Genomic DNA, 24,275 nt, shown 5'->3' on the forward strand with positions numbered 1-24,275 from the left:
CTTTTCAACACGCACGAAGCAGGTCACCGTGCTTGGGTATCACCATGCAGGCAGCGCACGCTTATGCGAGTATCTCCGGATTCGTTCGAACGATTCGCATTCGGAAAAGGAGCAGCATGACGCACATGAACACCCCTTCGTGGCAGGACGTAATCATGCAAACCGAACGCGCACTCGCATGCGGCGCACTGCGTTCGTTCGATACCGCGCAAAGCGTGATCGAAGATGGCGGCGTGCGCTTTCTCGTACGACAGGCCGCTAATATCGCGCGCAAGGAGCAGGCATCGAAACTCGCGGCAAAGTCCGCCGCCGATGCCGCGAGCGCATGGCGCGATCCATTCTCGCCATGCGAGGAAGCGCTGCGTGTCGGCGATATCGGCGAGCGGCATTTTCTGTTGCTCAACAAGTTCAACGTGCTCGCGCATCATCTGCTGATCGTGACGACGGACTTCGAGCCGCAAGAGACGCTCATCAGCGAGGACGACTTCGCCGCGCTCTTTGCCTGCCTCGATCGTTTCGATGCACTCGGCTTCTATAACGGCGGCAGCATCGCCGGATCGAGCCAGCCGCACAAGCATCTGCAGATGGTGCCGCTGCCGCTCGATGGTCAGGCATTGCCGATCGAAGCGGCCATCGAAGCGGCGCGCACGAGCGGCATCTTTCGCGTGCCGCAACTCGCGTTCGCGCACGCAGCCGCATGGCTCGACGATGACAGCATCGCCAACGTGCACGCAACCTATCTGCAACTGCTGAACGCGATCGGCGTGCAACCGCTCGATGTTATGGGCGTCGAACATCAAAGCGCGCCTTACAACCTGCTCGTCACGCGTCGATGGATGCTCGCGGTGCCGCGCAGCGTATCGCATGTCGAGGGCGTCGCGGTGAATGCGCTCGGATTCGCCGGCTCGCTCTTCGTTCGCGACGACGCACAGCGCGAGGTCGTCGAAACGCTGGGTCCGATGAAACTACTTGCAAACGCAACTATCTCTTGAAATCGGCTCCGGCGACCCGCATGTCCGCATCCAGACATCGGGAGTTCAAGGAACATGGGAAGCCGGCCTCAATTCATCGACGATCTTGCGCGCGGGGCGCAGGACGCCGCGCCCTCCACCCCGCTCGACCCCATCGACGCTATCGACGATGGGGCCCTGCTCGACGCCTATTCGCGCACCGTCATCGGCGCGCTGGAGCGCGTGCAGCAAGCAGTCGTGTTCATTTCCGTCGAACGTCAACTGGCCGACGCGCGCGGCGCGCGACGCAGTGTCGGCGGCACGGGCTCGGGATTCATCTTCACGCCCGACGGCTATCTGCTGACCAATAGTCACGTCGTGCACGGCGCGACGCATATCGTCGTCACGCTCGCCGATGGCACGCGCTTCGACGCCGATCTCGTCGGCGACGATCCCGCAAGCGATCTCGCGGTGCTGCGCATCGGCTCGCCGGAGCCGCTGGCGCATGTCGAACTGGGCGACTCGGGCCGCCTTCGCGTAGGACAGATCGCGATCGCGGTAGGCAATCCGCTCGGGCTCGCGCAGACCGTCACGACGGGCGTCGTCTCCGCGCTCGGCCGAACGCTGCGCTCGACTTCGGGCCGCATGATCTATGACGTCATCCAGACCGATGCCGCGCTCAATCCCGGCAACTCGGGCGGGCCGCTCATCAATTCGGCAGGCCAGGTGATCGGCGTGAACACCGCGATCATCGCCGGCGCGCAGGCCATCTCTTTCGCGACCGCGATCGATACGGCGAAGTGGGTCATCATGCAGATCTTCGCGTACGGGCGCGTGCGGCGCGCGTATATCGGCGTGGCGGGTACGACGACGCCGATCTCGCGGCGCGTGCAGCGCTTTTTCGCGCTTCCGTCGGCAAGCGGCGTGCATGTGATGGAGATCGTCAAAGGCAGTCCGGCCGCGCTCGGCGGCCTGCGCACAGGCGATCGGATCGTCGCGGTGGATGACGTCGCCATCGATAGCGTCGACAGTTTGCAGCGCACGCTGGACGCATCGCGCATCGACAGGCCGGTGAAGATCGCGGTGCTGCGCGGCACGCAGAAGCTCGATATCGACGTGACGCCCGTCGAGCAGACGGGCTGACGCGGCGGCGGCGCGTGCCTCGATGCACACGCGCCGCCTCCCAACGCTTCGCTTCACTTCCTGCTGCCGGTCTCTCGCGCCGCTTGTCCCGCGTACCCCGTGTTTCGTGCGCGCGCATCGGCGAAAACATCGGCCAGACGCTCGCGCAGCGCGTCGGCGTCGCGGCGCAACGGCGCGTTCGCCGACGCATCGATCAACGCATCGATACGCCGTTGCCAGTACGCCTGCTGCATGACGGCATGCCGCATCGGCTCCCCGCGTGCTTTCGCCGCCACGCGCTCAAGCTCCGCGATCATCCGGCCGATGTGCGCGAGTTCCTCCTGCGCGAGCTGATCGACGCTCACAGGCTCCTCCTCGTTCCGCGTCTGTCATGGAGCGCGGTTCCATGAATGCTAAACGTCGCAACCGAAGGCTTTATTCCAGCGGCGCAAGGAAACGAAGCGATTCCGCACCCTGGCCCGCGCTTTGCGCTGTTTGCAATGTCTCGACGGCTATGTGCGCTAACGACCGGTCGCGCGTGCGCGGCTCCGGCCTAATGTGGAAGCAGCAGACAGTGTTCGCGCGCACGGGCCGCCCCGTTCGAACGAGCCTGCCCTGTCGGGGAAGGTCCTAGAAAAAGGATTGCCATGACCACGCACAAGAAAAACCAGACGGCGATGCGCCGCGAAGCGTTCCGTTGCACTGGCGCACAACTCGACGCCATCCTGCGATTCGGCGAGGAACGCAAGCTGGAGAATCAGCCGTTGCATATCGTCGTCGCTGAATACTGGCGCTATCAGGCGCACGCGAAAGCCGCCTGATCGTTCGTACTTCTCGCCGGTTTCGAAGCATCGCCCGTGCGGGCCGCGCGGCGCTATGTCCCCGCTATTGTCCCGACAGCACCCGCTGCTTCAGCACCCAGATTGCCGTGGGCACTGCGTAGTAAGCGCTGACATTGCCCGTGACGAGCTTGCCCGTCAGTTGAATGCGTGCGTTCTCCGTGGGCGTCGCATCGATGATCTGGACCGCCGACACATTCGTCTGCTGGCGACCGCCTTGTCCTGTGCTCGCGCTCATCACGCACACCGGACGCGACAGCGATAGCACCCACGCGGGCTTGGGGGACGCATCGCCTTCGCGTGCGGCCTGGCGCGTCGCCGTGCCTTCGAGCGTGACGACATCGCCATCGTTATAGCAAGGCGCCGCCGCTGCGGAGCCTGCCATCAGCACGAGCACCCAAGCACAGGCTTTCGCAATCATTCGAACCTCGCGAAGAGCGCGTCGCGTGACGCGCGGATCCGGGAAAGAAGCTCAGTTACTTTAGGTGATCGGCGTTGGGGTCGCAACCTGCGGACGAATGGTCATCCTCGGCGCTCCTTTCAAAACCTTCATTCGGGAACGCGTGTTGCTGCACTTCATCTGACGAATCGAAAGAGCGCGGATCATGACTGCGAAAGACCGCGCATGAAGACATTGCCGGTCCGCGACTCATTCGGACTGACAGAGGGGGCGACGATGAATCAGGTCATAGTTGGTGTGTTCGGATCCTATCGGGACGGACACGACGCGCTTCGCGCATTGCAGCTCGCGGGTTTGCGACGCGACGACGCGCATCTTTATCGGGCCGGACGTGGCGAGAGCGATATCGATGCTCTGCTGCCGCCCGCGCACGACGAGGACGATGCGGAGTACGTCGCTCATGGCGAGCATCAAGGCGTGATCTGCGCGCGCAATCGGTTCGTGCCGCACGAGCCGGTCTCGCCGCGCCCGCCCGCGTCTCATGCCGCCGACGACGCCACGCCACAGCGCACGCTGCTCGTCATCCGCATCAACGATGACATCAAGCCGAGCGCGATCGGCGAAATGCTGCACGAGCACGGCGCGATCGCGGTCAAGGACGCGAGCGGCCACTGGCGCTTCTCCCCGTTCAGGAATCCGGCGGGCGTCTGAGCGCAGCGTTTTCAGTGCATGCCCGGACGAGGTTTGCGAAAGACGGACGGCGCTTCGGACTCGGCGCGCTCATCGCCTTCCGATGGGTCGTCGGGCGAAGGCTCGTTGGCGAGATCGCGCGCTTCCTGCGCCGCCGCCGCCGCACGCAACGTCCGACAGCGCGCCGAGTGGCGGAACGTCGCGAGCAGGCGAACGACTTCGCGTGTTCTCGTTCTCATTGTTGCCTCCTTCGAAGCAGTTGAGAAACTACTTTAAGTGTAGGCGGCAAATGCTCAGGCGCAAGGCGTTCCATCGAAATAATGTGCGCCGGCGCATGCGCGTTGCATGCGTTTCGGACGCGCATGAAAAAGCCGGACGGATGCTTGCGCACACGTCCGGCTCTTTTCTCACTTTCACGTCACGTTTTACTGCTGCTGCGGATAGTGCCTTGCTTCTACTGCTTCTACTGCTTCACTGCTGAAACACCTGTACCTGCTCCGGGGCCGCACGAGCGATCGGGAACGTATCGGCGGCGCTGTAACTGTTACTCATCGACATGAATGCGATAAGGCTCATCGACATCATGGCGGCCGCAAGGATGATGCGCTTCTTTTGCATGGCTGCTATTCGTTCTCTCGTTTGGCGTGCAACGAATAGTAGAGCGTCGAAGATAGGAAAGCGCTAATCCGCGTCTTAATTCAAGGCACAAAAAACTAGGAGCGAAAAGCACGACCGCCAGCAATCGGCATGAGCGCAGCATGCGATTGTTCGAACCGTCTAGTACATTTCCCGCGTCGTGCCCTGTGCGCAACACGGCGGAAAAGAACTTTACTGTTGCCTTGCCAGCGTCCTGCGATGCCGGGAGAATTGAAGCAACGGCCTAAAAACCGTTCCTTCACTACCACGAGAGTTCGATGGCAACCTTAGAGGGCAAGGCGCAATACCGCATTGATACCGATAACACGGCAGCCGGTATCGCCATCATGATCCTGACGACCGCGACCTTCGCGGCAAGCGATTCCACCGTCAAGCTGATCGGCACCGCCGTCCCTCTGCTGGCTTTGCTCTGGGTTCGCTATCTTTTCCAGATGATCGTCATGGGCGCGTGGCAGATACGCCGCCGCGCGTACGGCCTCTTTCGCACGGGCAGCGTCAAGTTGCAGATCGTGCGCGCGGTGCTGCTGCTGACCAATTCCGCGTGCACGTTCGCAGGGCTGCGGCATCTTCCGTTGCCCGTCAGCACGTCCCTCGCGATGCTCGCGCCACTCATCTCCACACTGCTCGCCGCGCTCGTGCTGAAAGACGACGTGCCGCGCAGCAAGTGGGCGCTGGTCGCGATCGGTTTCGTCGGCATGCTCCTGGTCGTGCGGCCGGGCGGCAGCTCGTTTAGCTGGACGGTGATCTATCCGATCGGCGCGGCGACGACGTTCGCGTGTTTCCAGGTGGTGTCGAGCCATCTTTCGCGCGTCGACGACGCGATCACGACCAACTTCCTCACGGCGCTCGTCGCGACGCTCATGCTGTGCGTGCTCGTGTGGATGGATCAAGCCGAAATGCTGCCCGCGCTCGCGCAGGTACGATTCGAAAGCTGGCTGCTCGTCGTCTTCATGGCGACGATGGCGACCACCGGCCACGGACTCATGCTTCAGGCGCTAAAGCGCGCGCCGCTCTCCGTGCTGACGCCGCTCGGCTACGGCCAGCTCGCGTTCGCCGCCCTTTTCAGCTGGTTGCTCTTCGGACAAGTGCCCGACTTCTGGATGGCGATCGGCATGTGCGTGATCGCGGCGAGCGGCATCGGCACCGTGCTCCTGCATGGACGCAAGGCGGCGCCGGCCGTATCGGCGGATGTCTGACGATAACGAAACGCTCAGTTGGCGGCGTGCGCGCGCTCGGCCTGGCCCGTGCAGAGCCAATGCGGATCGATGTCCAGCGCCTTCGCGATGCGATTGAATGCCGCGAACGGCGGAACCGTGATGCCGCGCCGCCAGAATTGCACGTCGTGCTCGCTCACGTCGAGCCAGCCAGCGGCTTTTGCGGAACTGATGTTTGCCTTCTGCAAGGCCCGGTCGAGTCGTGCGGCCATGGCGCGCCGCAAGGCGTTGTCTTCGTGACTGCGTTCAAGGTGGCCAAGGGTTTGGGAATGTCGCCCCATTTTCTTCAAGTCTCTCGATTTATATCTTTATGCCGTTCAGCGCCGGCTCATTAGCGCGAGGTGAATCCTACTGATTCACGATGACGCGGCAGTGACAGAAATACCGGAAAATCGTCCGTCCTACCGAAAGCCCGTCGCGCATGTTGCAGTGCGAGATTCTTCCAATTAACGCATCAATGCGTCAAGTGGGGAAACAACGCATTCGGGAACTTTTGTCTTAGGGGTTTACGACAGGCCGCGCCTGGACGCCTGCAGCAAGCGTTTAATGAACGCACGTTCGCAGGCCGACTGGTCGGGATTATTTCTTTTCTACCTGCATTCGTGTGATGTGTGATGAGTCCTTAATCGCTCCGCTTATTTACTTTGCGCTCACTGTTATTTTTGAATAAACGGCTGAGTGGTTTAAAGTCAAGCCGGGAAAACTCAATTGACACACCACACGCTTGCCTTAAAATAAGTCGTTCGCTGCATTGCACAAATACATCGGCAATCAATTGGCAATTTCCATATGGAGTCGAGCATGAGCAGTCTTGCGCCCGAAAATGTAATCGCGTCACAAAAGGCGGGGGTCGACACCACGTTCGGTGTCGCCGCACAAGCCGTCGAAGGCTTCGAAAAGCTGATCGATCTGAACGTGCGTACGGTCAGGAAGGCGCTCGACGAGCATCAGGCGCTCATCGCCAGAACGCTCTCCGTGCGCGATCCGCAGGCGTTCTTCGCGCTTCAGAACCAGCACCTGCAAGACAGCGCCCAGCGCGTTCAGGCCTATTGGCTCGGCGTCTATGAGATCGCGTCGGGCGTGCGCGGCGGCTATCTCGAAGCCGCGCAGGACCAGATCGCGAAGTCTCAGCGCAATGTGCAGGCGTTCGTCGAGAGTCTCGCGAGCAATGCGCCGGTCGGCAGCGAAGCCGTCGTGACGGCGTGGCGCACGGCGATCGATGCCGCGACGGAATCGGCGAATTCCGCTTACGAAGCGGCGAAGAAGGCCGCGCAGCAAGTGGTGGAGGCCGCGCAAAACGACGCCTCGGTGGCTGGCCAGACGGCCGTGCGCGTGGTGTCGTCGAAGACGGCAAGCGCGAAGAAGTAACTCGCCGGCGATCCAGCAAAAGGCGGACGCGGTCCGCCTTTTTTACGTCTCAACCGCCCAGACTCTTCAGCGAGAGTTCGTGCGACCGGCCGATCCACACCGCCGAGTCGCGATGATCGACGAGCGCGTCGCCCGTATTCGGATGCATGAAGACATCGAGCGCGCCGTGATTCAGCGTGAGCCACGCGAGCATCGGCGCGAGCAGCGCATCGCCGAATCCCAACTGGAACGACCACATCGGATGCGGTCCGACCGGGCGCTCGTGAAAGCGGCCCAGACGCAGCGCGCCATCCTGCAATTCGGTCGCAAACCGCTGCTCGATCACGAGCCGAAGCTGCCACGCGGCGTCGCGGCTCGCGGCATCGAAATAGACATGCGCGTGCCAGTCGGCGATCGTGCGTGTGTCCGTGGCGTTCATCGTTTCGTCCGTGCGCGGCAATATTGAGATGCGTGTCATTTTAGCGAACCGCGTTCAGCAACGTTCGAGCGTCCAGAGCACGGCGCCGTCACCGAACGTTCGATGATGCGTCGCGCGCATGCCGACGCCTGCGCCGAGTTGAGACAACACGAACGCATCGGCGTAGCGCGTGATGCCGCCGATCGCATGCGACGACGACAGGCGTTCGATCCACAGCCAGCCCGCATCGCCCGACAGAGATGCGATCTGCGCGCCCGTCAGACGCGCGCGCCGCACGATGATGCCGCCTTGCGGCAAGTCCCCGTCGACGACCCACGTGCGCGCCGATGGCCGCGTCGCGCCGCCGAACGGCATCCACGGCACGACGCCCATCGCGATAAGAAACGCGCGCCGTGTCGTCATCGCCAGATCCCCTGCTTGCCGGGCGACAGAATCCCGTTCGGATCGAGCGACGCCTTGATCGTCTTCGAAAACCGCATCAGCGCGTGATCGTTGAAATCGTATTGCGCGGCGGCGAGGTCCATGTACGACAGATGCGTGCGATATTGCCCGTAGCCCGCCGCGCCCGCATCGCGGATCAGCGTTTCGACGAGCGCGCCGGCATCGCGCGATTGTTTCGGATCGTCGCGATCGAAAATCGCCGCGAAGATGTGATGCATCGCGCGCTCGCCGGCCGTGAATCCGCCGTAATAATCGAAGCCGAATTGCGCGGCGCGCTCGCGCACCATGCGGACCTGCTTCACGGCATCGCGTCCGATGGGCGGACAGATCGGCGAGAAATCGATGTGCGCGCCCGAGCCGCCGCGCCAGTTGAGCAGATTGAACGCTTCGAGTCCCGGAATGCCGACTTGCGCGCGATCGCCGCCGCCTTCCGGCTCGACCGATGCATCGCGATACGGCATCTCGAAGAGCGTCGCGCCCGCGATCGGCCTGAAGCGCGCATGCACGATATCGCGCCGCGCCTCGACGAGCGCTCTCGGCCCATACAGGCAGAAGCGCAGGTTCCAGCGCCCGATGCCGATCTTGCGTGCCATGGCGTCGATGGCGTCGTCGGGCATCGCGCCGTCGCCGTCGAACCATTGCTTGCGCGTCGACACGCCTGCCGCCCAGCGCACCGCGCTTTCGATGACCGCGTTGCTCTGGATGGTGCCGTCCATCTTCAGCGGGCGCAGCGTATCGACGACGCGTTCGAGATCGTCCTCGCGCGCGAATGCGTAGCGGCAGATCATGTAGCCCTCGGGCGCGGGCATGAGCCAGACGCCGAGCTTCGTGACAACGCCGAAGTTCGATTGCATGAACATGCCGTCGTACGAAGGCCCGAAGCCGCTCTTGAATACCTGCCAGTCGCGGCTCGACGACATCGCGCCCATGCCGGTGCGTACGACATCGCCGTTCGCGAGCACGACTTCCATGCCGCACTGATTCGCCGCATGGTCGCCGTATGGCGTCGTGCCGTAACCGCGTTCGAGCGTGTTGCCGATCACGCTGCCCCATCCGGCCGCGGGCGGATCGAGCCAGAAGCGCCGCGGCGTGCCGAGCGCGCGATACAGGTCGTAATACGTCACGCCCGGTTCGACGAGCGCATAACCCAGCGTTTCATCGATCTCGACGATGCGATTCATCCGCCGCAAATCGAGCACGACGCAACCAGGCATACGCGGCGCGGCGCCGCCGTAAGCGAAGTTGCGCCCCGTCGATACGGTCCAGAGCGGCACGCGATATCGATTCGCGACCGCCAATGCCGCACGCACGCCTTCGACGTCCTTCGGCAACACGACAGCAGATGGCGCGTGTGCGGATGCATCGCCGGGCGCGAACGGATCGAGATACGAAGCGATATCGTCCGCGAGCACCGCATCGTTGCCGAGCGCCGACTTGAACGCCGCGAGCGCCGCGGGCAAATACGGCATCAATATCCGCCGCTGCTGCCGCTGTTCGATGTCGTGCCCGACGCGCCCGAGCTGCCATCGGTCTGACATCCTGCGAGCAGGCCGGCGAGCAGCGCGAGCATGACTGTTGCGATTCTGGCGAGCTTCATGGAACCACCTCCGAAAGATTGAAAAGCGGGCACGGCGATTAAGCCGCTTATTCATTAAACGCGCGGCGGGGCGTCGATATTCCGTCGATAAAGCGTGAGACAATTTCGCGCCCTTTCACCGATACCCGCGATGAAGCGCTACCAAGCCCTTGCCGACACGATGGCCGCCGAGATACGCGCGGGCCGCCTGCCTGTCGGTGCACGGCTGCCTTCGGTGCGGCATTTGACGACGCAATACGGCGTCGGCCAGTCGACGGTCTTTCGCGCGTACTACCTGCTCGAAGAATGGGGCTTGATTCGCGCGCGCGAACGTTCCGGCTATTACGTCGCGCCGGGCGCCGCACTCGCGCCGAAAGAGAGCGCGACGCTGAAAGAACCCGCGCCAATCGACGTAAGCAGCCTCGTGTTCTCCGTGCTCGACGCCGTGAAGCGCCCGGACGTCGTGCCGCTCGGCTCCGCGTTTCCATCGCCGGCGCTCTTTCCGTTGCAGCGTCTTGCGAAGTCGCTCGCGCACGCGGCGCGGATGCTCGATCCGTGGAGCACCGTCGTCGACATGCCGCCGGGCAACGAGGCGTTGCGCGGACAGATCGCGCTGCGTTATATCGGCATGGGCATCGCGCAGCCGATGGACGAACTCATCGTCACGAACGGCGCGATGGAAGCGCTCACGCTTTGCCTCATGGCCGTCACGCAGCCGGGCGATGTCGTCGCGATCGAATCGCCGTGCTTCTATGCCGCGTTGCAGGCTATCGAGCATCTCGGCTTGCGCGCGGTGGAGATTCCGGTCGATCCGCAAGACGGTCTCGATCTCGACGTGCTCGCCGAAGCGCTCGACAAGCATCCGGTGCGCGCGTGCTGGTTCATGACGAACTTTCAGAATCCGACCGGCGCGACGCTTTCCGTCGAGAAAAAGCGCGCGCTCGTCGCATTGCTCGCGAAGCACGAGGTTCCGCTGATCGAAGACGATGTCTACGGCGAACTGCATTTCGCGCAGGATCGTCCGCCGCCCGCGAAAGCTTTCGATACGAACGGGCTCGTGATGCATTGCGCATCGCTGTCGAAGACGCTTGCGCCGGGGTATCGGCTCGGCTGGGTCGCGGCGGGCCGTTTCGCCGATGCGATCCGGCGTCTCAAGCTGATGACGAGCATTTCCACCAGCGTCCCGATTCAGGCGGGCATCGCCGATTATTTGCAGCACGGCGGCTTCGACAAGCATTTACGCAAGCTGCGCGGCGCGCTTCTCGTGCAACGCGATGCGATGGAGCACGCCATCGCGCGCTGGCTGCCGTCCGACGTCGCATATCGGCGGCCGGACGGCGGCTATTTCCTGTGGCTGCAACTGGCCGATCACGTCGACGCGATGCAGTTGCATCGGCGGGGACTCGAACACGGCATCAACGTGACGCCGGGGCCGATCTTCTCCGCGCGTCACGATTTCGGGAATCATGTGCGCGTCAATTTCGGTCATCCATGGTCGCCGCAAATCGACAACGCGATGAAAACGCTCGGAGAACTGCTGCGCGCGGCTTCGTGAAAGGCGCGTGCTAGACTCCTGTACATGCATACAGTATCCGAGCCCGCCTACACCGTCGCCGTGCGCGCGCTGTGCGAGTTCACGGCGAAACAGGGCGATCTCGATCTACGCTTTACGCCGACGCCGAGCGCGCAGGAAGGCGTCGCCGGCCATGTCTCGGTGACGAACCGTCGGCCGGACGGATATCAAAAGGAAATTTCGCTTTCGGAAACCTACGGCCCGCTACTCGTGCGCGGCCGCGCCGATGGCTACGATCCCGCGCTCAACCGGCTCGAGGAAATCAAGACGCATCGCGGCAAGCTCGAATCGATGCCGGAGAATCATCGGCATCTGCATTGGGCGCAGGCGCGCGTCTACGGACATCTGATGTGCCGAAAGCTCGGGCTGGAAGCCATCGACATCGCGCTCGTCTATTTCGATATCGTCGATGAAACCGAAAGCGTGCTCGTCGAGACGCAAACGGCCGCAGCGCTCGCCGTGCATTTCGAGGCGCAGTGCGAACGCTTCATCGCGTGGGCGCGGCAGGAACTGGCGCACGGGGCGGCACGCGACGAAGCGCTGAAGACGCTCGCGTTCCCTCACGCCGATTTCCGCCCCGGCCAGCGCGCGCTCGCGGAAGCGGTGTATCGCTCGGCGGTGTCGAAGCGCTGTCTCGCCGCGCAAGCGCCGACGGGCATCGGCAAAACGGTCGGCACGCTCTTTCCGCTCCTGAAGGCGTGGCCCGGCCAGCAGCTCGACAAGATCTACTTTCTCACCGCGAAAAGCGCGGGACGGCAACTCGCGCTCGACGCGCTCACGACGCTCGCCGCGAAGCCGTTGCGCGTCGTCGAACTCGTCGCGCGTGACAAGGCTTGCGAATATCCCGATCGCGCGTGTCACGGCGAATCGTGTCCGCTCGCGCGCGGCTTCTACGATCGCCTTGCCGATGCGCGCGCCGCCGCGCTCCAATGCACGCAGCTCGATCGGGCGTCGGTCGCCGAGGTCGCGCGCCGGCATGACATCTGTCCGTACTATCTGAGCCAGGAATTGTCGCGCTGGAGCGATGTGATCGTCGGCGACTACAACTACTACTTCGACACGAGCGCGATGCTCTTCGCGCTCGCGGAGGCGAATCGCTGGCGCGTGGCGGTGCTCGTCGACGAAGCGCACAACCTCGTCGAACGCGCGCGCGGCATGTATTCCGCGACACTCGATCAGTCCGCCTTCAACGCGATGCGCCGCGGCGCGCCGGGCGTGCTCAAGAAGGCGCTCGGGCGCGTCGCGCGAAGCTGGAGCGAGACGGCGAGCGAGCAGCAAGCGTCGGGCATCGAGTACGCGGCGCATACGGAGCCGCCCGCGCGCTTTTTGACCGCGCTCGGGCAAGCCGTTTCGCTGATGACAGAAACGCTCGGCGAACAGCCCGACGCCTTCACGCCCGACACGCTGCGCTTCTATTTCGATGCCGTGCATTTCACGCGCATCGCGGAGCGTTTCGGGTCGCATTCGATCTTCGACATCACGCTTTCCGGCGCGAACGCAAACGCGAGCGCAAACGCGAAGAAGCGCAATGCCACGCTCTGCCTGCGCAACGTGATTCCCGCGCCGCATCTCGCGCCGCGATTGGCGCGCGCGCACAGCGTCGCGCTCTTTTCGGCGACGCTCACGCCCGCGCACTTTTACGCCGATACGCTCGGCTTGCCGGCATCGAGCGTGCGGATCGACGTCGAATCGCCCTTCTCTGCCGATCAGCTCGACGTGCGCGCGATCGCCGATCTTTCGACGCGCTATCGGGATCGCGAGCGCTCGGTGGATCGCATCGCCGATCTCATCGCCGCGCAATACTTCCGCGCCGAGGGCAACTATCTGAGCTTCTTCAGCAGCTTCGACTATCTGACGCAAGTGGCGGCGGCGCTGGCGGCGCGTCATCCGTCGATTCCCTGCTGGCAGCAGTCCCGCGCGATGAGCGAGGCGGCGCAACGCGAGTTTCTCGCGCGCTTCGTCGCCGATGGACGCGGTATCGGATTCGCGGTGCTGGGCGGCGCGTTCGGCGAGGCGATCGATCTGCCGGGCACGCGTCTCATCGGTGCGTTCGTCGCGACGCTCGGGCTGCCGCAACTCAATCCCGTCAATCAGCAAATGAAAGCGCGCATGCACGAGGCGTTCGGCGAGGGCTATGCGTACACGTATCTTTTTCCCGGCTTGCAGAAAGTGGTGCAGGCGGCGGGACGCGTGATTCGCGGACCGCTCGATCGCGGCGTGCTTTATCTGATCGACGACCGCTTCGCGCGCGCCGAAGTGCGGCGGCTGCTGCCCGCGTGGTGGCAGGTGAAAGTGCTGCGCCAACGCGACTTGAGCGAATCGAGAAATACCACTATCTAGACGCGCGCACCGCCGCCGTTAACTGATCCATAGCGGGCATTCGTCTTGCTTTTTTACGGCACCTTGGGGACACGCAGATGTCGCTACCGGGCCGACAGAGCCCACTATTGGAGAACCCCATGTCCACCGCTCAAACCCCGCGACCCATCGATGCGCTCGACATGCTCGAAGCCGATCACCGCGCCATCGAACAATTGTTCGATGCCTTCGAACGCGCGGACCACGACGATTTCGAGCGCAAGAACTCGCTCGTACAGCGCGCGTGCGAACTGTTGACGATCCATACGATCGTCGAGGAAGAATTGTTGTATCCGGGCGCGCAGAACGCGCTCGAAGCGGACCGGCGCATCGACGTGGACGAAGCCTACGTCGAGCATTTTCTGGTGAAGACGCTGATCGAACGATTCGCGAACCTGCGCGCCGGCGAAGACGGTTTTGACGCGACGTTCAAGGTGCTGAAGGAAAACGCGGTGCATCACATCGAGGAAGAGGAAACCGTACTCTTCCCGGCCGTGCGCAAGACGCAGATGGATCTCGTCGCGATCGGCGCGAAGATGGCCGCGCGCAAGGCCGCGCTGCACGAACGCATCGCGGAGACTGCGGCCGCGCACTGAATTGCACAGCAAGAGCCGGAGTGCGTGCGTCGCGTCGCGGGCGCACACTTCATTCGAATTCACGCACATCCGGAGGAACGACATGAAGGTGCTCGAACGCGCGACGGCAGACGATATCGGCGATCGCATCGACGCGCTCGACTGGGCCGATCTCGAAGCGCAACTCGATAGCTTCGGCTGCGCGACGGCGTCGGCGCTTTTTTCGCGCGACGAATGCGAGGCGCTCGCGGCGCTTTACGATCGCGACGGCATTTTTCGCAGCCGCGTCGTGATGGAGCGCCACGGCTTCGGGCGCGGCGAATACAAATACTTCGCGTATCCGTTGCCGGGCGCGCTCGAACGCGTGCGGCGCGCGGTGTATCCGCATCTCGCGCCGGTCGCGAATCGCTGGAACGAGGTGATGGGCATCGAGACGCGCTATCCGCGCGAGCATGCGGCGTTCATCGAGCGCTGTCATCGCGCGGGGCAGACACGGCCGACGCCGCTCTTGCTACGTTACGTGCCCGGCGATTTCAACTGTCTGCATCAGGATCTCTACGGCGAGCACGTCTTTCCGATTCAGATGGCGATCCTGCTTTCCGCGCCCGGCCACGATTTCACCGGCGGCGAATTCGTGATGACTGAGCAGCGTCCGCGCATGCAGTCGCGTGCGGAAGTCGTACCGCTTTTGCAAGGCGATGCGGTGTTCTTCGCGGTGCATCATCGGCCGGTGCAGGGCACGCGCGGGCCGTATCGGGTGAACATGAAGCACGGCGTGAGCCGCCTGCGCTCGGGACGCAGGCATATGCTCGGGGTAATTTTTCACGACGCGCAGTGAGCGCGCGCACTGTCGGGCTTACTCGTTCTCGTCGAAGTAATGCCCGAAGCGCGCCTGCTTCGTCTTGATGTAGCGCTCGTTTTCCTCGCGCATCGGGATGGCGAGCGCGACGCGTTCGCAGACGGGAATATCGTGCCTGAGCAGCGTGTCGAACTTCGACGGATTGTTGCTCATCAATCGCACCGACTTCACGTTCATGGAACGCAGGATCGCGGCGGCGGAATCGTATTCGCGGGCGTCGTCGGGCAGGCCGAGATGCAGGTTCGCATCGACGGTATCGAGCCCCTGTTCCTGCAGCGCGTATGCACGGATCTTGTTCGCGAGGCCGATGCCGCGCCCTTCATGGCCGCGCAGATACAGCAGAATCCCGCGAGCCTCCGCGGCGATATAGCGCAATGCCAGATCGAGCTGCTCGCCGCAGTCACAGCGGTACGAGCCGAAGACATCGCCGGTCACGCATTCGGAGTGCAGGCGCGTCAGCACGGGTTCGCCGCTGCTCACGTCGCCCATCACGAACGCGATGTGCTCCACATCCGTGTGCTTCACGCGATAGACGTACGAAGCGAAAGTGCCGTAGCGGGTCGGAATGGTGGCGGTCGCCACGAGTTCGACGTCCGCGCACTCGTCGCACTCGCCGAAGCGGTGTTGCGGGTTCTGCACGTCCTGCGTAGGAGAAGCGGTTTTCATAGTCAATCTGCGAGTCCACGACGCCGGACGGCGGCTGCATTTTTGCGCCAGCCCGGTTCGTCATGTTAAAGCCCATCGGGAAAGTTTGCAGATTGTCTCACGGCGCGCGCGCGTTCCCGCGCTTTACCGTACGGTCTTTCGCTTCTACGCGGGTTGGTCGAAGGTGCCGGGACTCTTGTCCGTCGCGCGCCATTCGGGCTTGCGCACCGGATCGGCCTTCTGAAGCGCCGCGCGCAGGCCGGCGGCGTCGAGGTCGGCGGTGTAGACGGGCGTCGCGGGCTGCTGACGCCAGGAATCGTCGATCTGGCCGGCATCGACCGGATCGAAGCCGATCTCATCGACGAGCTTCATCACGACGGCCTTTGCCTTCGCGTCATCGCCCGCGACCGGCAGCGCGATGCGGCCCGGCGTTCCCGGCGGCTTGCCGCGGTTCTTCAGGTGATCCGCATAGATATTGTTGAACGCTTTCACGACCGGCCGACCGATCTGCTGCTCGACCCAGCGGCTCTCGGGCGTGCCCTTTTCGATGCCTTCGATCCGCCCGTCGCGCTGCTGCGGATAGTAGTTACCGGTGTCGATCACGACGACGCTCGCCGGCACGCCCGCAAACAAATCCTTCGGCAGGTTCGGCACCTTGGCTTCGGGAATCGTGACGACGACGACTTCGGCGTCCTTCACCGCGTCCCGCGCTTCGACGGCCTTCGCGCCGGTCTCGCGCTCGATATCCGCGAGCGACGCCGGGCCGCGCGAGTTCGCGATACGCACGTCATGCCCTTTCTCGGTGAAGCGCAGTGCCAGCACCGAACCGATATTGCCCGCTCCGATGATTCCTATTTTCATACTGCCTCCTTGAAATGAAAGTGAAAGCGACCAAGTCTGTTTAAGGAACCTGCGAAGGCGCATGCAATCAGAATGCCTTGTGCGGGAAAACGCCAAAATATCGCGTCGATAGCCCGGCGCTATCCCGACAATAAAATCAATCCACTTCGCAAGTACGATAGCTTTCCTGTATAGTTCACTTACTTCTTCAACACCACTCCAAAAGGAAACTGGTAATGCCCATCATCAACAGTCAAGTCAAGCCGTTTAAAGCAACCGCCTATCACAATGGCGAGTTCGTGACCGTCACCGATGAAAGCCTGAAGGGCAAGTGGTCGGTGTTTGTGTTCTATCCGGCCGATTTCACGTTCGTCTGCCCGACCGAACTGGGCGACCTGGCTGACCGCTACGAAGAATTCAAGAAGCTCGGCGTGGAAATCTACTCGGTTTCGACCGACACGCACTTCACGCACAAGGCATGGCACGACACGTCGGACACGATCCAGAAGATCAACTATCCGATGATCGCCGACCCGACGCTCGCGATCTCGCGCAACTTCGACGTTCTGATCGAAGAAGAAGGCCTGGCGCTGCGCGGCACGTTCGTGATCAACCCGGAAGGCGAGATCAAGCTGTGCGAAGTGCACGACAACGGCATCGGCCGCGACGCTGGCGAACTGCTCCGCAAGGTTCAGGCTGCTCAGTACATCGCGAAGAATCCGGGTCAAGTGTGCCCCGCCAAGTGGACGCCGGGCGCTGAAACGCTGACCCCGTCGCTCGACCTGATCGGCAAGATCTAAGTCTCGTACTTCACGAGCGCTGTATCGAACTTGCCGCGGTTCTGCGGCAGGTTCACCCCAAAAAACGTGTTCGTCCGGCGCTGCGAATTTCGCAGCGCCGCGGCGGAACACGTCTGCAATATCCCAAGTCAAGGAACGGACATCGCCATGCTCGACGCCAATCTCAAGAATCAATTAAAAGCGTATCTGGAAAAAGTCACCCGGCCGATCGAACTCGTCGCCTTCCTCGACGACAGCGACAAGTCGCGTGAGCTGAAAAGCCTGCTCGACGAGATCGCTACGCTGTCTGCGCGGATCAGCGTCGTCGAGAAAGAGGACGCCAGCGTGCGTCGTCCGTCCTTCACCATCGGCGAGGCGGGCAAGGCTGCGGGCATCCACTTCGCCGGCATCCCGATGGGCCACGAATTCACGTCGCTCGTGCTCGCGCTGTTGCAAGCCGGCGGCCATCCGATCAAGCTCGACGACGCCATCATCGAGCAGATCAAGAATCTCGACGGCGACTTCGCGTTCGAGACGTATTTCTCGCTGTCGTGCCAGAACTGCCCGGAAGTCGTGCAGGCGCTGAACGTGATGGCGATCATCAACCCGCGCATCAAGCATGTCGCGATCGACGGCGCGCTGTTCCAGCAGGAAGTCGAGGAACGCCAGGTCATGTCCGTGCCGATGATGTTCGTCAACGGCGAGAGCTTCGGCTCGGGCCGCATGGGCGTGAAGGAAATCCTCGCGAAGCTGGACACGGGCGCATCGGCGCGCGCGGCGAAGGAACTCGAGAACAAGCCGGTGTTCGACACGCTGATCGTCGGCGGCGGTCCTGCCGGCGCGGCGGCGGCGATCTATTCGGCGCGCAAGGGCATCGCTACGGGCGTCGTCGCCGAGCGCTTCGGCGGTCAGGTGCTCGATACGATGGCCATCGAAAACTTCGTCTCCGTCAAGGAAACCGAAGGGCCGAAGTTCGCCACGGCGCTGGAGCAGCACGTCAAGAGCTACGAAGTCGATATCATGGACGTGCAACGCGCCGAGAAGCTGGTGCCGGGCCGCATCAATGAAATCCATCTCGCGAGCGGCGCGGTGCTGAAGGCGAAGACCGTGATTCTGTCGACCGGCGCGCGCTGGCGTGAAATCAACGTGCCGGGCGAGCGCGAGTATCGCGGACGCGGCGTGGCGTACTGCCCGCACTGCGACGGCCCGCTCTTCAAGGGCAAGCGCGTCGCCGTGATCGGCGGCGGCAATTCGGGCGTGGAAGCGGCGATCGACCTCGCGGGCATCGTGTCGGCGGTGACGCTGATCGAATTCGGCAATGAGCTGCGCGCCGACGCGGTCCTGCAGAAGAAGCTGCGCAGCCTGCCGAACGTGACGATCGTCACCGAGGCGCAGACGACCGAAGTCACCGGCGACGGCAAGAAGGTCAACGGCATCACGTACACGGACCGCGCGACGGGCGCGAGCCATCACGTCGAGCTGGAAGGCGTGTTCGTGCAGATCGGCCTCGTGCCGAACACCGAATGGCTGAAGGGCGTAGTCGAGTTGTCGAAGCACGGCGAGATCGTCGTCGATGCGAAGGGCGCGACCTCGCTGCCGGGCGTGTTCGCCGCGGGCGACGTGACGACGGTGCCGTACAAGCAGATCGTGATCGCGGTCGGCGAAGGCGCGAAGGCGGCGCTCTCGGCGTTCGACCATCTGATCCGCGCGTCGGTGGAAGACGAAGCAGTGGTCGAAGAAGAAGCGGCGGCCTGAGCATCGTTCAGGCGTCGTGGTGACCGGAAGGCGGACGGGGCGACCCGTCCGCCTTTTTTCGTTTATTGAGCGTCGGAAGCCTTCGGTTCCAGCACCATCGGGAACGTCACTTCGAACACGCTTCCGCGCCCTTTCGACGACTGGAAGCGCAGTTCCCCTTCCAGCGTGCGCGACAACTCCTTGACGATCGCAAGGCCGAGCCCGGCGCCGGGAATGTCGTCATCGGCGGCGCGCTCGAATTCCTCGAACACGCGCTCCTGATCCGCCACGCTGATGCCGACGCCCGTATCGGCGACGCGCAATTTCCAGCGCTGATCGGGCGCGGCGGCGATCGACAGTGCGATCTCGCCCGACGACGTGTACTTGATCGCATTCGACAGCAGATTCAGCGCGACCTGCTTCACCTTCAGCCGGTTCGACGTCACCTCACCGAGCGCCGGATCGAGATGGCCGATCAGCTTCAATCCCTTCGATTCGGTCGCGACGCGGCAGGCCTGCATCAGCTCGTCGAAGAGACCGACGAGATCGAACGGCTCGACCGTCAGCACCGAATCGTCGCCCAGCACTTTCGAATATTCGACCATCTCGTCGACGAGCGACGCCATGTCGGCGACTTGCCGGTTCGCCAGTCCGAGCGCCGTCTCGCGCTTCGCGGCCGAGCGCGAGGCCAGTTGCAGCGCCGTCGAGAACACGTTGAGGAAATTGCGCAGATCGTGCGCGACGCGCCGCGTGACCTGCATGCGCGTCTCGTACAAATCGCCGATGAGCTTTTGCCGCAGCGTGAGCTCGTAGTTGGCGCGCTCCAGCATGCCGGTGTATTCGTCGATCTTGCGATCGCGCTCGCCGATCGCCTCGCGAATCGACGCCAGCGTGACGAAGCTCACGACTTCATCGGTCATGAGGCGCGCGTGCTCTTCGTCGGCGCGCGAAAGATCGTCATGGGCGCCCGCGTATTCGCCGATCGCGAGCAGCAACACCTGACGAAAAAGATCGAGTTCGCGCACGAGTTCATCGATACGGTAGCCTTGCTGCCAGCGCCATTGCCCGTGTTGGCGCGCGTCGCGCTCAATCGCGCCTTCCTGGTCGCGCAGATTGCGCGATTCCAGCACGATGCAGATTTCATCGAAGATGCTCGGCAGATGATCCGCAAGCTGCCGATACGTGAGCTGATCCGAATGTTCGACTTCCTGATCGCCGAACACGAGCTTCATCCAGCGTTCGGTGAGCGCGTCTTGCTGCGCGCGCAGCGCGTCCACGAGACCCTTCAAGCCGCCGACTGACGTGTCGCTCATCTGCGAGTCCCCGAGTGCTTAAGGCGCCGGAGGGCGGCGCGAATGATGTTCGTGATATGCATGCGAAAGCAAGTTCCGATATTGCCTGGAACCGCCCGCGAATGCTTCGCCAGTATAGGCGCGATGCCCGCGCGAAAGGGACATATCCGAGTTTTTTCAATGACTCGCGTGCACATCGGATTCAGCGTTCCATTCAAAGGCCGTCGCGCGGCTTTGGATCGGCGCGGCCCGCGCATCTAGAATCGCGTGTGATATCACGACGAACATCGACTGGAGCCTTCAATGACGACATCATCGCCCGAATGGCAAGCGCGCCAATATTCGCTGTTCGAGGAAGAGCGCACGCGCCCCGTCCGCGATCTGCTGAACGCGACTCATGCGCGAGCCGCGCGCACGGCGGTCGATCTCGGCTGCGGCCCCGGCAATTCAACCGAAACGCTCATCGCGCATGCGCCGAACGCGCGCGTGATCGGCGTCGACAATTCGGGCGACATGATCGACGCGGCGAAAAAGCGCCTGCCCCAAGTCGAATTCGCGCTCGCCGACATTTCCGCGTGGCAGGCAGAAGGACCGTTCGATCTGATTCTCGCGAACGCGGCGCTGCAGTGGGTGCCCGATCACGAGACGCTGTTTCCGTCGCTCGCCGGCAAGCTCGCGAAGGGCGGGCAGCTCGCCGTGCAGATGCCCGACAATCTCGACGAACCCGCGCACCGCCTGATGCGCGAAGCCGCCGCCGATGGCCCTTGGCGCGACAAGCTGAAGGGCGTGGAGCGCACCGCGCGCTTCCGGGCGGACTGGTATTACGCGTTGCTCAAGCCGCTGTGCGCGCGCGTCGACGTGTGGCGCACGACGTACCATCATCCGCTGGACGGCGGCGTCGATGCCATCATCGAATGGTTCAAGGGCTCGGCGCTGCGGCCGTTCCTCGCGAAGCTCGACGAAAAGGAAGCGGCCGCGTTCCTCGACCGCTATCGCGCCGGCCTAGAAACCGCATATACCGTTTTCGACGACGGCAGCGTGCTCCTGCCCTTCCCGCGCCTGTTCATCGTCGCGACGCGCTGAGTGTCAGTTGGGCCGGCGCTGCTCGCGCAACATCTGCACGAACTGCCGCGCCGCCGGCGAAAGCTCGCCGCCCCTGCGCGTGACGATGCCGTAGGTCTGCGATTTCGACTTCATGCGAACGGGCAGAATGCGCAGCATGCCGTGGCGCTCGAACACTTTCGCGACGCTCGCCGGCAGAATCGACACGAGTTCCGCGCTCTCTTGCAGCAGCGTCACGGTCATCAGCGGCGAGGCGGTGGAAATCGGATTGGCGGGCATCGGCAGGCCGGCGAGATCGAGTTCGCGTTCCAGCAATGCGCTCATCGGCATATAGCTCGGATACGTGACCCAGCGATAGCGCGCGAGATCGGCGAAACCGACTTCCGGCTCGCCCGTGCGCTCGTGACCCTGACCGACGACGATGCAAAGCGGCTCGTCCGCCAGCGGCTGATACTGATACTTCGACGGCTGATCCGACACGCTCGAGCGCCCGATGACGAGATCGACGCGGCCGTCGTCGAGCATCGGCAGCATGCGCGCGCTCGTATCCTCGACGATTTCGATCGCCAGATCCGGATGCTTCGCGTGCATCTCGTTGACGATCGGCGCGACCACGCCCGGCACCGCGCCCATGATCGTGCCGACGGTCAGCCGCCCGCCCGTGCCCGCGCGAATCTGCGCGACTTCCTGGCAGAGCGCGTTGAGATCGGCGGCCAGCACGCGTGCGTAGCGCACCACGCAGCGGCCGAACGGATTCGGGATCAGCCCGCTCTTCGCACGCTCGAATAGCGGCGCTTCCAGCATGGATTCGAGTTCGGCGAGCGCCTTGCTCGCGGCGGATTGCGTCATCGCCATGGCGCTCGACGCCTTGTGCAGCGATTTGTGGTCGTCGAGCGCGATCAGCAGTTGAAGCTGCTTCATGCGCAGCCGCGACATCAATACATCGAGCGTGTTCTTCATCTTTCGGCGTGCGGGAAAGCGCGGGGTGATTCCAAAAAGCGATCAAGCGATGGAAAGGTTTCACTATACAGGCGCACGCGCGAAGCCGTATAGTCGGGCAAGGTGCAGTCATCGTACAACCGGTACATGCGGCTGCCGCGAATCACTCCAAGCAAGGACGAGACATCATGCAACTCACTGGCAACCTGCTCATCGGTCAGGAATCGGTCTTCGGCTCGAACGGCTCGATCAAGGCCGTCAACGCGTCGACCGGCGCGGCCATCGAACCGGCTTTCGGCGGCGCGACGCTCGCGGACCTCGACCGCGCGTGCGCCCTCGCCTGGGCCGCGTTCGACGTCTACCGCGAAACCGCGCCCGAAGCGCGCGCGAAGTTCCTGGAAACGATCGCGCAGAACATCCTCGATATCGGCGACGACCTGATCGAGCGCTGCATGATCGAAAGCGGCCTGCAGCGCGCGCGTCTCGAAGGCGAGCGCGGCCGCACGGTCGGCCAGTTGCGCATGTTCGCCGATGTCGTCCGCAATGGCGATTTTCTCGGCGTGCGGATCGATCCGGCGCAACCCGAGCGCAAGCCGCTGCCGCGCGTCGATCTGCGTCTGCGTCATATCGGCGTCGGCCCGGTCGCCGTGTTCGGCGCGAGCAACTTCCCGCTCGCGTTCTCCGTCGCCGGCGGCGACACGGCGTCGGCGCTCGCCGCCGGTTGCCCGGTCATCGTCAAGGCGCACTCGGCGCATCCCGGCACGGCGGAGCTCGTCGGCCGCGCGGTGCAGAAGGCCGTGAAGGACTGCGGCATGCCCGAAGGCACGTTCTCGCTCCTCTTCGACAGCGGCCGCGACATCGGTCAGGGCCTCGTCGCCGACAACCGCATCAAGGCGGCGGGCTTCACCGGCTCGCGCGGCGGCGGCGTCGCGCTGATGAAGATCGCGGCGGCGCGCAAGGAACCCATCCCCGTCTACGCGGAAATGAGCAGCATCAACCCGGTACTGCTGTTCCCGAACGCGCTCAAGAATCGCGGCGAAGCCATCGGCAAGGCGTTCGTCTCGTCGCTCGTGCTCGGCGCGGGCCAGTTCTGCACGAATCCGGGCCTGATTCTGGCCGTCGACGGCCCGGATCTCGACAAGTTCATCGAAGCGGCTTCCGCTGCGCTCAAGGAAACCGCCGCGCAGACGATGCTCACGCCGGGCATCTGCAAGACGTACGCGAACTCGGTCGCGAAGACCGCCGATAACGCCGACGTGACCACCGCCGCGCGCGGCCTCGAAGCGAAGGGCGACAATCAGGGCCAGTCGGCGCTGTTCGTCACCACCGCCGAAGCGTTCCGCAAGAATCACGATCTGCAAGAGGAAATCTTCGGTGCATCGTCGCTGGTCGTGCGTTGCCCGAGCCTCGACGCGATGATCGATCTGATCGAATCGCTGGAAGGCCAGTTGACCTCGGCGCTGCATATCGACGAGGCCGATTACGCCGATGCGAAGCGCGTCCTGCCCGCGCTCGAGCGCCGCACCGGCCGCCTGCTGGTGAACGGCTTCGGCACAGGCGTGGAAGTCGGCCACGCGATGGTGCACGGCGGCCCGTTCCCGTCGACGGCGGATGGCCGCTCGACTTCGGTCGGCAGTCTCGCGATCAACCGTTTCCTGCGCCCGGTCAGCTATCAGGATCTGCCTGACGCGCTTCTGCCCGACGCGCTGAAGACGGCGAATCCGCTCGGCCTGAACCGCCGCATCGACGGCAAGCTGCAACTGGCGGAATAACGCTTCGGGTCGGTCTGATGAAAGCCGCGGCGCGTCATTCGCGCCGCGGCTTTTTCGCTTCTGCGCAACGCCGGAGCACGAAAGGCAAACCTTTCGAACGATGATTCGGAAGCCTTACCAATCTCCCGGCAACGTCCGCCGCTTCGGGCGATCCGCATTGACATACTCGGCG

General features: G+C 63.5%; 27 protein-coding genes. 14 read left to right on the forward strand and 13 right to left on the reverse strand.

The window, feature by feature from the left end; translation table 11 throughout:
* Positions 1–116: 116 nt before the first annotated feature.
* Together NCS02_RS18600 and NCS02_RS18605 are read left to right on the forward strand one after the other, a co-directional pair.
* On the forward strand, positions 117–992 hold the full coding sequence (locus tag NCS02_RS18600) for an ATP adenylyltransferase family protein (RefSeq protein ID WP_250503066.1): 876 nt from the start codon (positions 117–119) through the stop codon (positions 990–992).
* Between the two features lie 54 nt (positions 993–1,046).
* On the forward strand, positions 1,047–2,093 hold the full coding sequence (locus NCS02_RS18605) for a S1C family serine protease (RefSeq protein WP_250440693.1): 1,047 nt from the start codon (positions 1,047–1,049) through the stop codon (positions 2,091–2,093).
* A gap of 53 nt (positions 2,094–2,146) precedes the next feature.
* Here NCS02_RS18605 and NCS02_RS18610 read toward each other — a convergent pair whose 3' ends face one another.
* Positions 2,147–2,437, reverse strand: a complete 291-nt coding sequence (locus tag NCS02_RS18610) for a hypothetical protein (protein ID WP_008352995.1) — start codon at positions 2,435–2,437, stop codon at positions 2,147–2,149.
* Positions 2,438–2,719: 282 nt separating this feature from the next.
* On the opposite strand from NCS02_RS18610, the gene NCS02_RS18615 reads away from it, so the two are divergent.
* Positions 2,720–2,893 carry a hypothetical protein gene (locus NCS02_RS18615; protein WP_160172894.1) on the forward strand — a complete coding sequence of 58 codons (174 nt, stop codon included), beginning with the start codon at positions 2,720–2,722 and terminating at the stop codon, positions 2,891–2,893.
* Between the two features lie 64 nt (positions 2,894–2,957).
* Here NCS02_RS18615 and NCS02_RS18620 read toward each other — a convergent pair whose 3' ends face one another.
* Positions 2,958–3,332 (reverse strand): hypothetical protein, encoded by a 375-nt coding sequence (locus NCS02_RS18620; RefSeq protein WP_175979482.1) that lies wholly within the window; start codon positions 3,330–3,332, stop codon positions 2,958–2,960.
* Between the two features lie 255 nt (positions 3,333–3,587).
* On the opposite strand from NCS02_RS18620, the gene NCS02_RS18625 reads away from it, so the two are divergent.
* Positions 3,588–4,022, forward strand: coding sequence for a hypothetical protein (locus tag NCS02_RS18625; protein ID WP_250503067.1), 435 nt, complete (start codon positions 3,588–3,590; stop codon positions 4,020–4,022).
* An 11-nt stretch (positions 4,023–4,033) separates the two neighbouring features.
* On the opposite strand, the gene NCS02_RS18630 is transcribed toward NCS02_RS18625, so the two are convergent.
* Complete coding sequence (locus NCS02_RS18630; RefSeq protein WP_250503068.1) at positions 4,034–4,240, reverse strand: hypothetical protein; 207 nt, start codon at positions 4,238–4,240, stop codon at positions 4,034–4,036.
* Between the two features lie 232 nt (positions 4,241–4,472).
* Entirely contained in the window at positions 4,473–4,619 is a 147-nt protein-coding gene (locus tag NCS02_RS18635; protein ID WP_160172893.1) for a hypothetical protein, read from the reverse strand.
* Between the two features lie 296 nt (positions 4,620–4,915).
* Between NCS02_RS18635 and NCS02_RS18640 the strand changes: the two genes are divergently transcribed.
* Positions 4,916–5,854 carry a DMT family transporter gene (locus tag NCS02_RS18640; protein WP_250503069.1) on the forward strand — a complete coding sequence of 313 codons (939 nt, stop codon included), beginning with the start codon at positions 4,916–4,918 and terminating at the stop codon, positions 5,852–5,854.
* Positions 5,855–5,868: 14 nt separating this feature from the next.
* On the opposite strand, the gene NCS02_RS18645 is transcribed toward NCS02_RS18640, so the two are convergent.
* Positions 5,869–6,084, reverse strand: coding sequence for a helix-turn-helix domain-containing protein (locus NCS02_RS18645; protein ID WP_008352988.1), 216 nt, complete (start codon positions 6,082–6,084; stop codon positions 5,869–5,871).
* Positions 6,085–6,673: 589 nt separating this feature from the next.
* Between NCS02_RS18645 and phaP the strand changes: the two genes are divergently transcribed.
* Complete coding sequence (phaP, locus tag NCS02_RS18650) at positions 6,674–7,240, forward strand: TIGR01841 family phasin (RefSeq protein ID WP_250503070.1); 567 nt, start codon at positions 6,674–6,676, stop codon at positions 7,238–7,240.
* Between the two features lie 49 nt (positions 7,241–7,289).
* Here phaP and NCS02_RS18655 read toward each other — a convergent pair whose 3' ends face one another.
* The 4 genes from NCS02_RS18655 to NCS02_RS36320 are packed head-to-tail and all read right to left on the reverse strand — an operon-like array spanning position 7,290 to position 9,696.
* Entirely contained in the window at positions 7,290–7,658 is a 369-nt protein-coding gene (locus tag NCS02_RS18655) for a DOPA 4,5-dioxygenase family protein (protein ID WP_033537083.1), read from the reverse strand.
* A gap of 54 nt (positions 7,659–7,712) precedes the next feature.
* A complete protein-coding gene (locus NCS02_RS18660; RefSeq protein WP_175979484.1) occupies positions 7,713–8,060 on the reverse strand; it encodes a hypothetical protein in 348 nt (115 codons plus the stop codon).
* Positions 8,057–9,568: an FAD-binding oxidoreductase gene (locus NCS02_RS18665; RefSeq protein ID WP_250503071.1), complete on the reverse strand. Its 1,512-nt coding sequence runs from the start codon at positions 9,566–9,568 to the stop codon at positions 8,057–8,059. Before NCS02_RS18665 ends, NCS02_RS18660 begins: the two co-directional genes overlap by 4 nt.
* Positions 9,568–9,696, reverse strand: coding sequence for a hypothetical protein (locus NCS02_RS36320; RefSeq protein ID WP_268811676.1), 129 nt, complete (start codon positions 9,694–9,696; stop codon positions 9,568–9,570). Before NCS02_RS36320 ends, NCS02_RS18665 begins: the two co-directional genes overlap by 1 nt.
* A 130-nt stretch (positions 9,697–9,826) precedes the next feature.
* Between NCS02_RS36320 and NCS02_RS18670 the strand changes: the two genes are divergently transcribed.
* From NCS02_RS18670 to NCS02_RS18685, 4 genes are all read left to right on the forward strand, one after another.
* Positions 9,827–11,230, forward strand: a complete 1,404-nt coding sequence (locus tag NCS02_RS18670; RefSeq protein ID WP_008352982.1) for an aminotransferase-like domain-containing protein — start codon at positions 9,827–9,829, stop codon at positions 11,228–11,230.
* A gap of 24 nt (positions 11,231–11,254) precedes the next feature.
* Entirely contained in the window at positions 11,255–13,588 is a 2,334-nt protein-coding gene (locus NCS02_RS18675) for an ATP-dependent DNA helicase (protein WP_250503072.1), read from the forward strand.
* 119 nt (positions 13,589–13,707) lie between these two features.
* Positions 13,708–14,202 carry a hemerythrin domain-containing protein gene (locus tag NCS02_RS18680; protein WP_250436001.1) on the forward strand — a complete coding sequence of 165 codons (495 nt, stop codon included), beginning with the start codon at positions 13,708–13,710 and terminating at the stop codon, positions 14,200–14,202.
* Positions 14,203–14,284: 82 nt separating this feature from the next.
* The gene (locus NCS02_RS18685; RefSeq protein ID WP_033537062.1) at positions 14,285–15,019 is read left to right on the forward strand and encodes a 2OG-Fe(II) oxygenase; all 735 of its coding nucleotides are present in this window, start codon (positions 14,285–14,287) and stop codon (positions 15,017–15,019) included.
* A gap of 18 nt (positions 15,020–15,037) precedes the next feature.
* Here NCS02_RS18685 and ribA read toward each other — a convergent pair whose 3' ends face one another.
* A complete protein-coding gene (gene ribA / locus NCS02_RS18690; protein WP_008352974.1) occupies positions 15,038–15,706 on the reverse strand; it encodes a GTP cyclohydrolase II in 669 nt (222 codons plus the stop codon).
* A gap of 144 nt (positions 15,707–15,850) precedes the next feature.
* Positions 15,851–16,609 (reverse strand): NADPH-dependent F420 reductase, encoded by a 759-nt coding sequence (locus tag NCS02_RS18695; RefSeq protein ID WP_284504349.1) that lies wholly within the window; start codon positions 16,607–16,609, stop codon positions 15,851–15,853.
* A 152-nt stretch (positions 16,610–16,761) separates the two neighbouring features.
* Here NCS02_RS18695 and ahpC point away from each other — a divergent pair, with 152 nt between their 5' ends.
* Together ahpC and ahpF are read left to right on the forward strand one after the other, a co-directional pair.
* Positions 16,762–17,325: an alkyl hydroperoxide reductase subunit C gene (ahpC, locus tag NCS02_RS18700; RefSeq protein WP_008352971.1), complete on the forward strand. Its 564-nt coding sequence runs from the start codon at positions 16,762–16,764 to the stop codon at positions 17,323–17,325.
* Positions 17,326–17,472: 147 nt separating this feature from the next.
* Positions 17,473–19,059: an alkyl hydroperoxide reductase subunit F gene (gene ahpF, locus NCS02_RS18705; RefSeq protein ID WP_008352970.1), complete on the forward strand. Its 1,587-nt coding sequence runs from the start codon at positions 17,473–17,475 to the stop codon at positions 19,057–19,059.
* A 62-nt stretch (positions 19,060–19,121) separates the two neighbouring features.
* Here ahpF and NCS02_RS18710 read toward each other — a convergent pair whose 3' ends face one another.
* Positions 19,122–20,351, reverse strand: a complete 1,230-nt coding sequence (locus NCS02_RS18710) for a sensor histidine kinase (protein ID WP_250503074.1) — start codon at positions 20,349–20,351, stop codon at positions 19,122–19,124.
* 282 nt (positions 20,352–20,633) lie between these two features.
* Between NCS02_RS18710 and tam the strand changes: the two genes are divergently transcribed.
* Entirely contained in the window at positions 20,634–21,413 is a 780-nt protein-coding gene (tam, locus tag NCS02_RS18715) for a trans-aconitate 2-methyltransferase (RefSeq protein WP_250503075.1), read from the forward strand.
* A gap of 3 nt (positions 21,414–21,416) precedes the next feature.
* On the opposite strand, the gene NCS02_RS18720 is transcribed toward tam, so the two are convergent.
* On the reverse strand, positions 21,417–22,352 hold the full coding sequence (locus NCS02_RS18720) for a LysR family transcriptional regulator (protein WP_008352964.1): 936 nt from the start codon (positions 22,350–22,352) through the stop codon (positions 21,417–21,419).
* Positions 22,353–22,519: 167 nt separating this feature from the next.
* Between NCS02_RS18720 and NCS02_RS18725 the strand changes: the two genes are divergently transcribed.
* Complete coding sequence (locus NCS02_RS18725) at positions 22,520–24,103, forward strand: aldehyde dehydrogenase (NADP(+)) (RefSeq protein ID WP_250503076.1); 1,584 nt, start codon at positions 22,520–22,522, stop codon at positions 24,101–24,103.
* The last annotated feature ends 172 nt before the right edge of the window (positions 24,104–24,275 follow it).

Origin of the sequence: Caballeronia sp. NCF2 (assembly GCF_023631205.1) — a bacterium.
Lineage (GTDB): Bacteria > Pseudomonadota > Gammaproteobacteria > Burkholderiales > Burkholderiaceae > Caballeronia > Caballeronia zhejiangensis.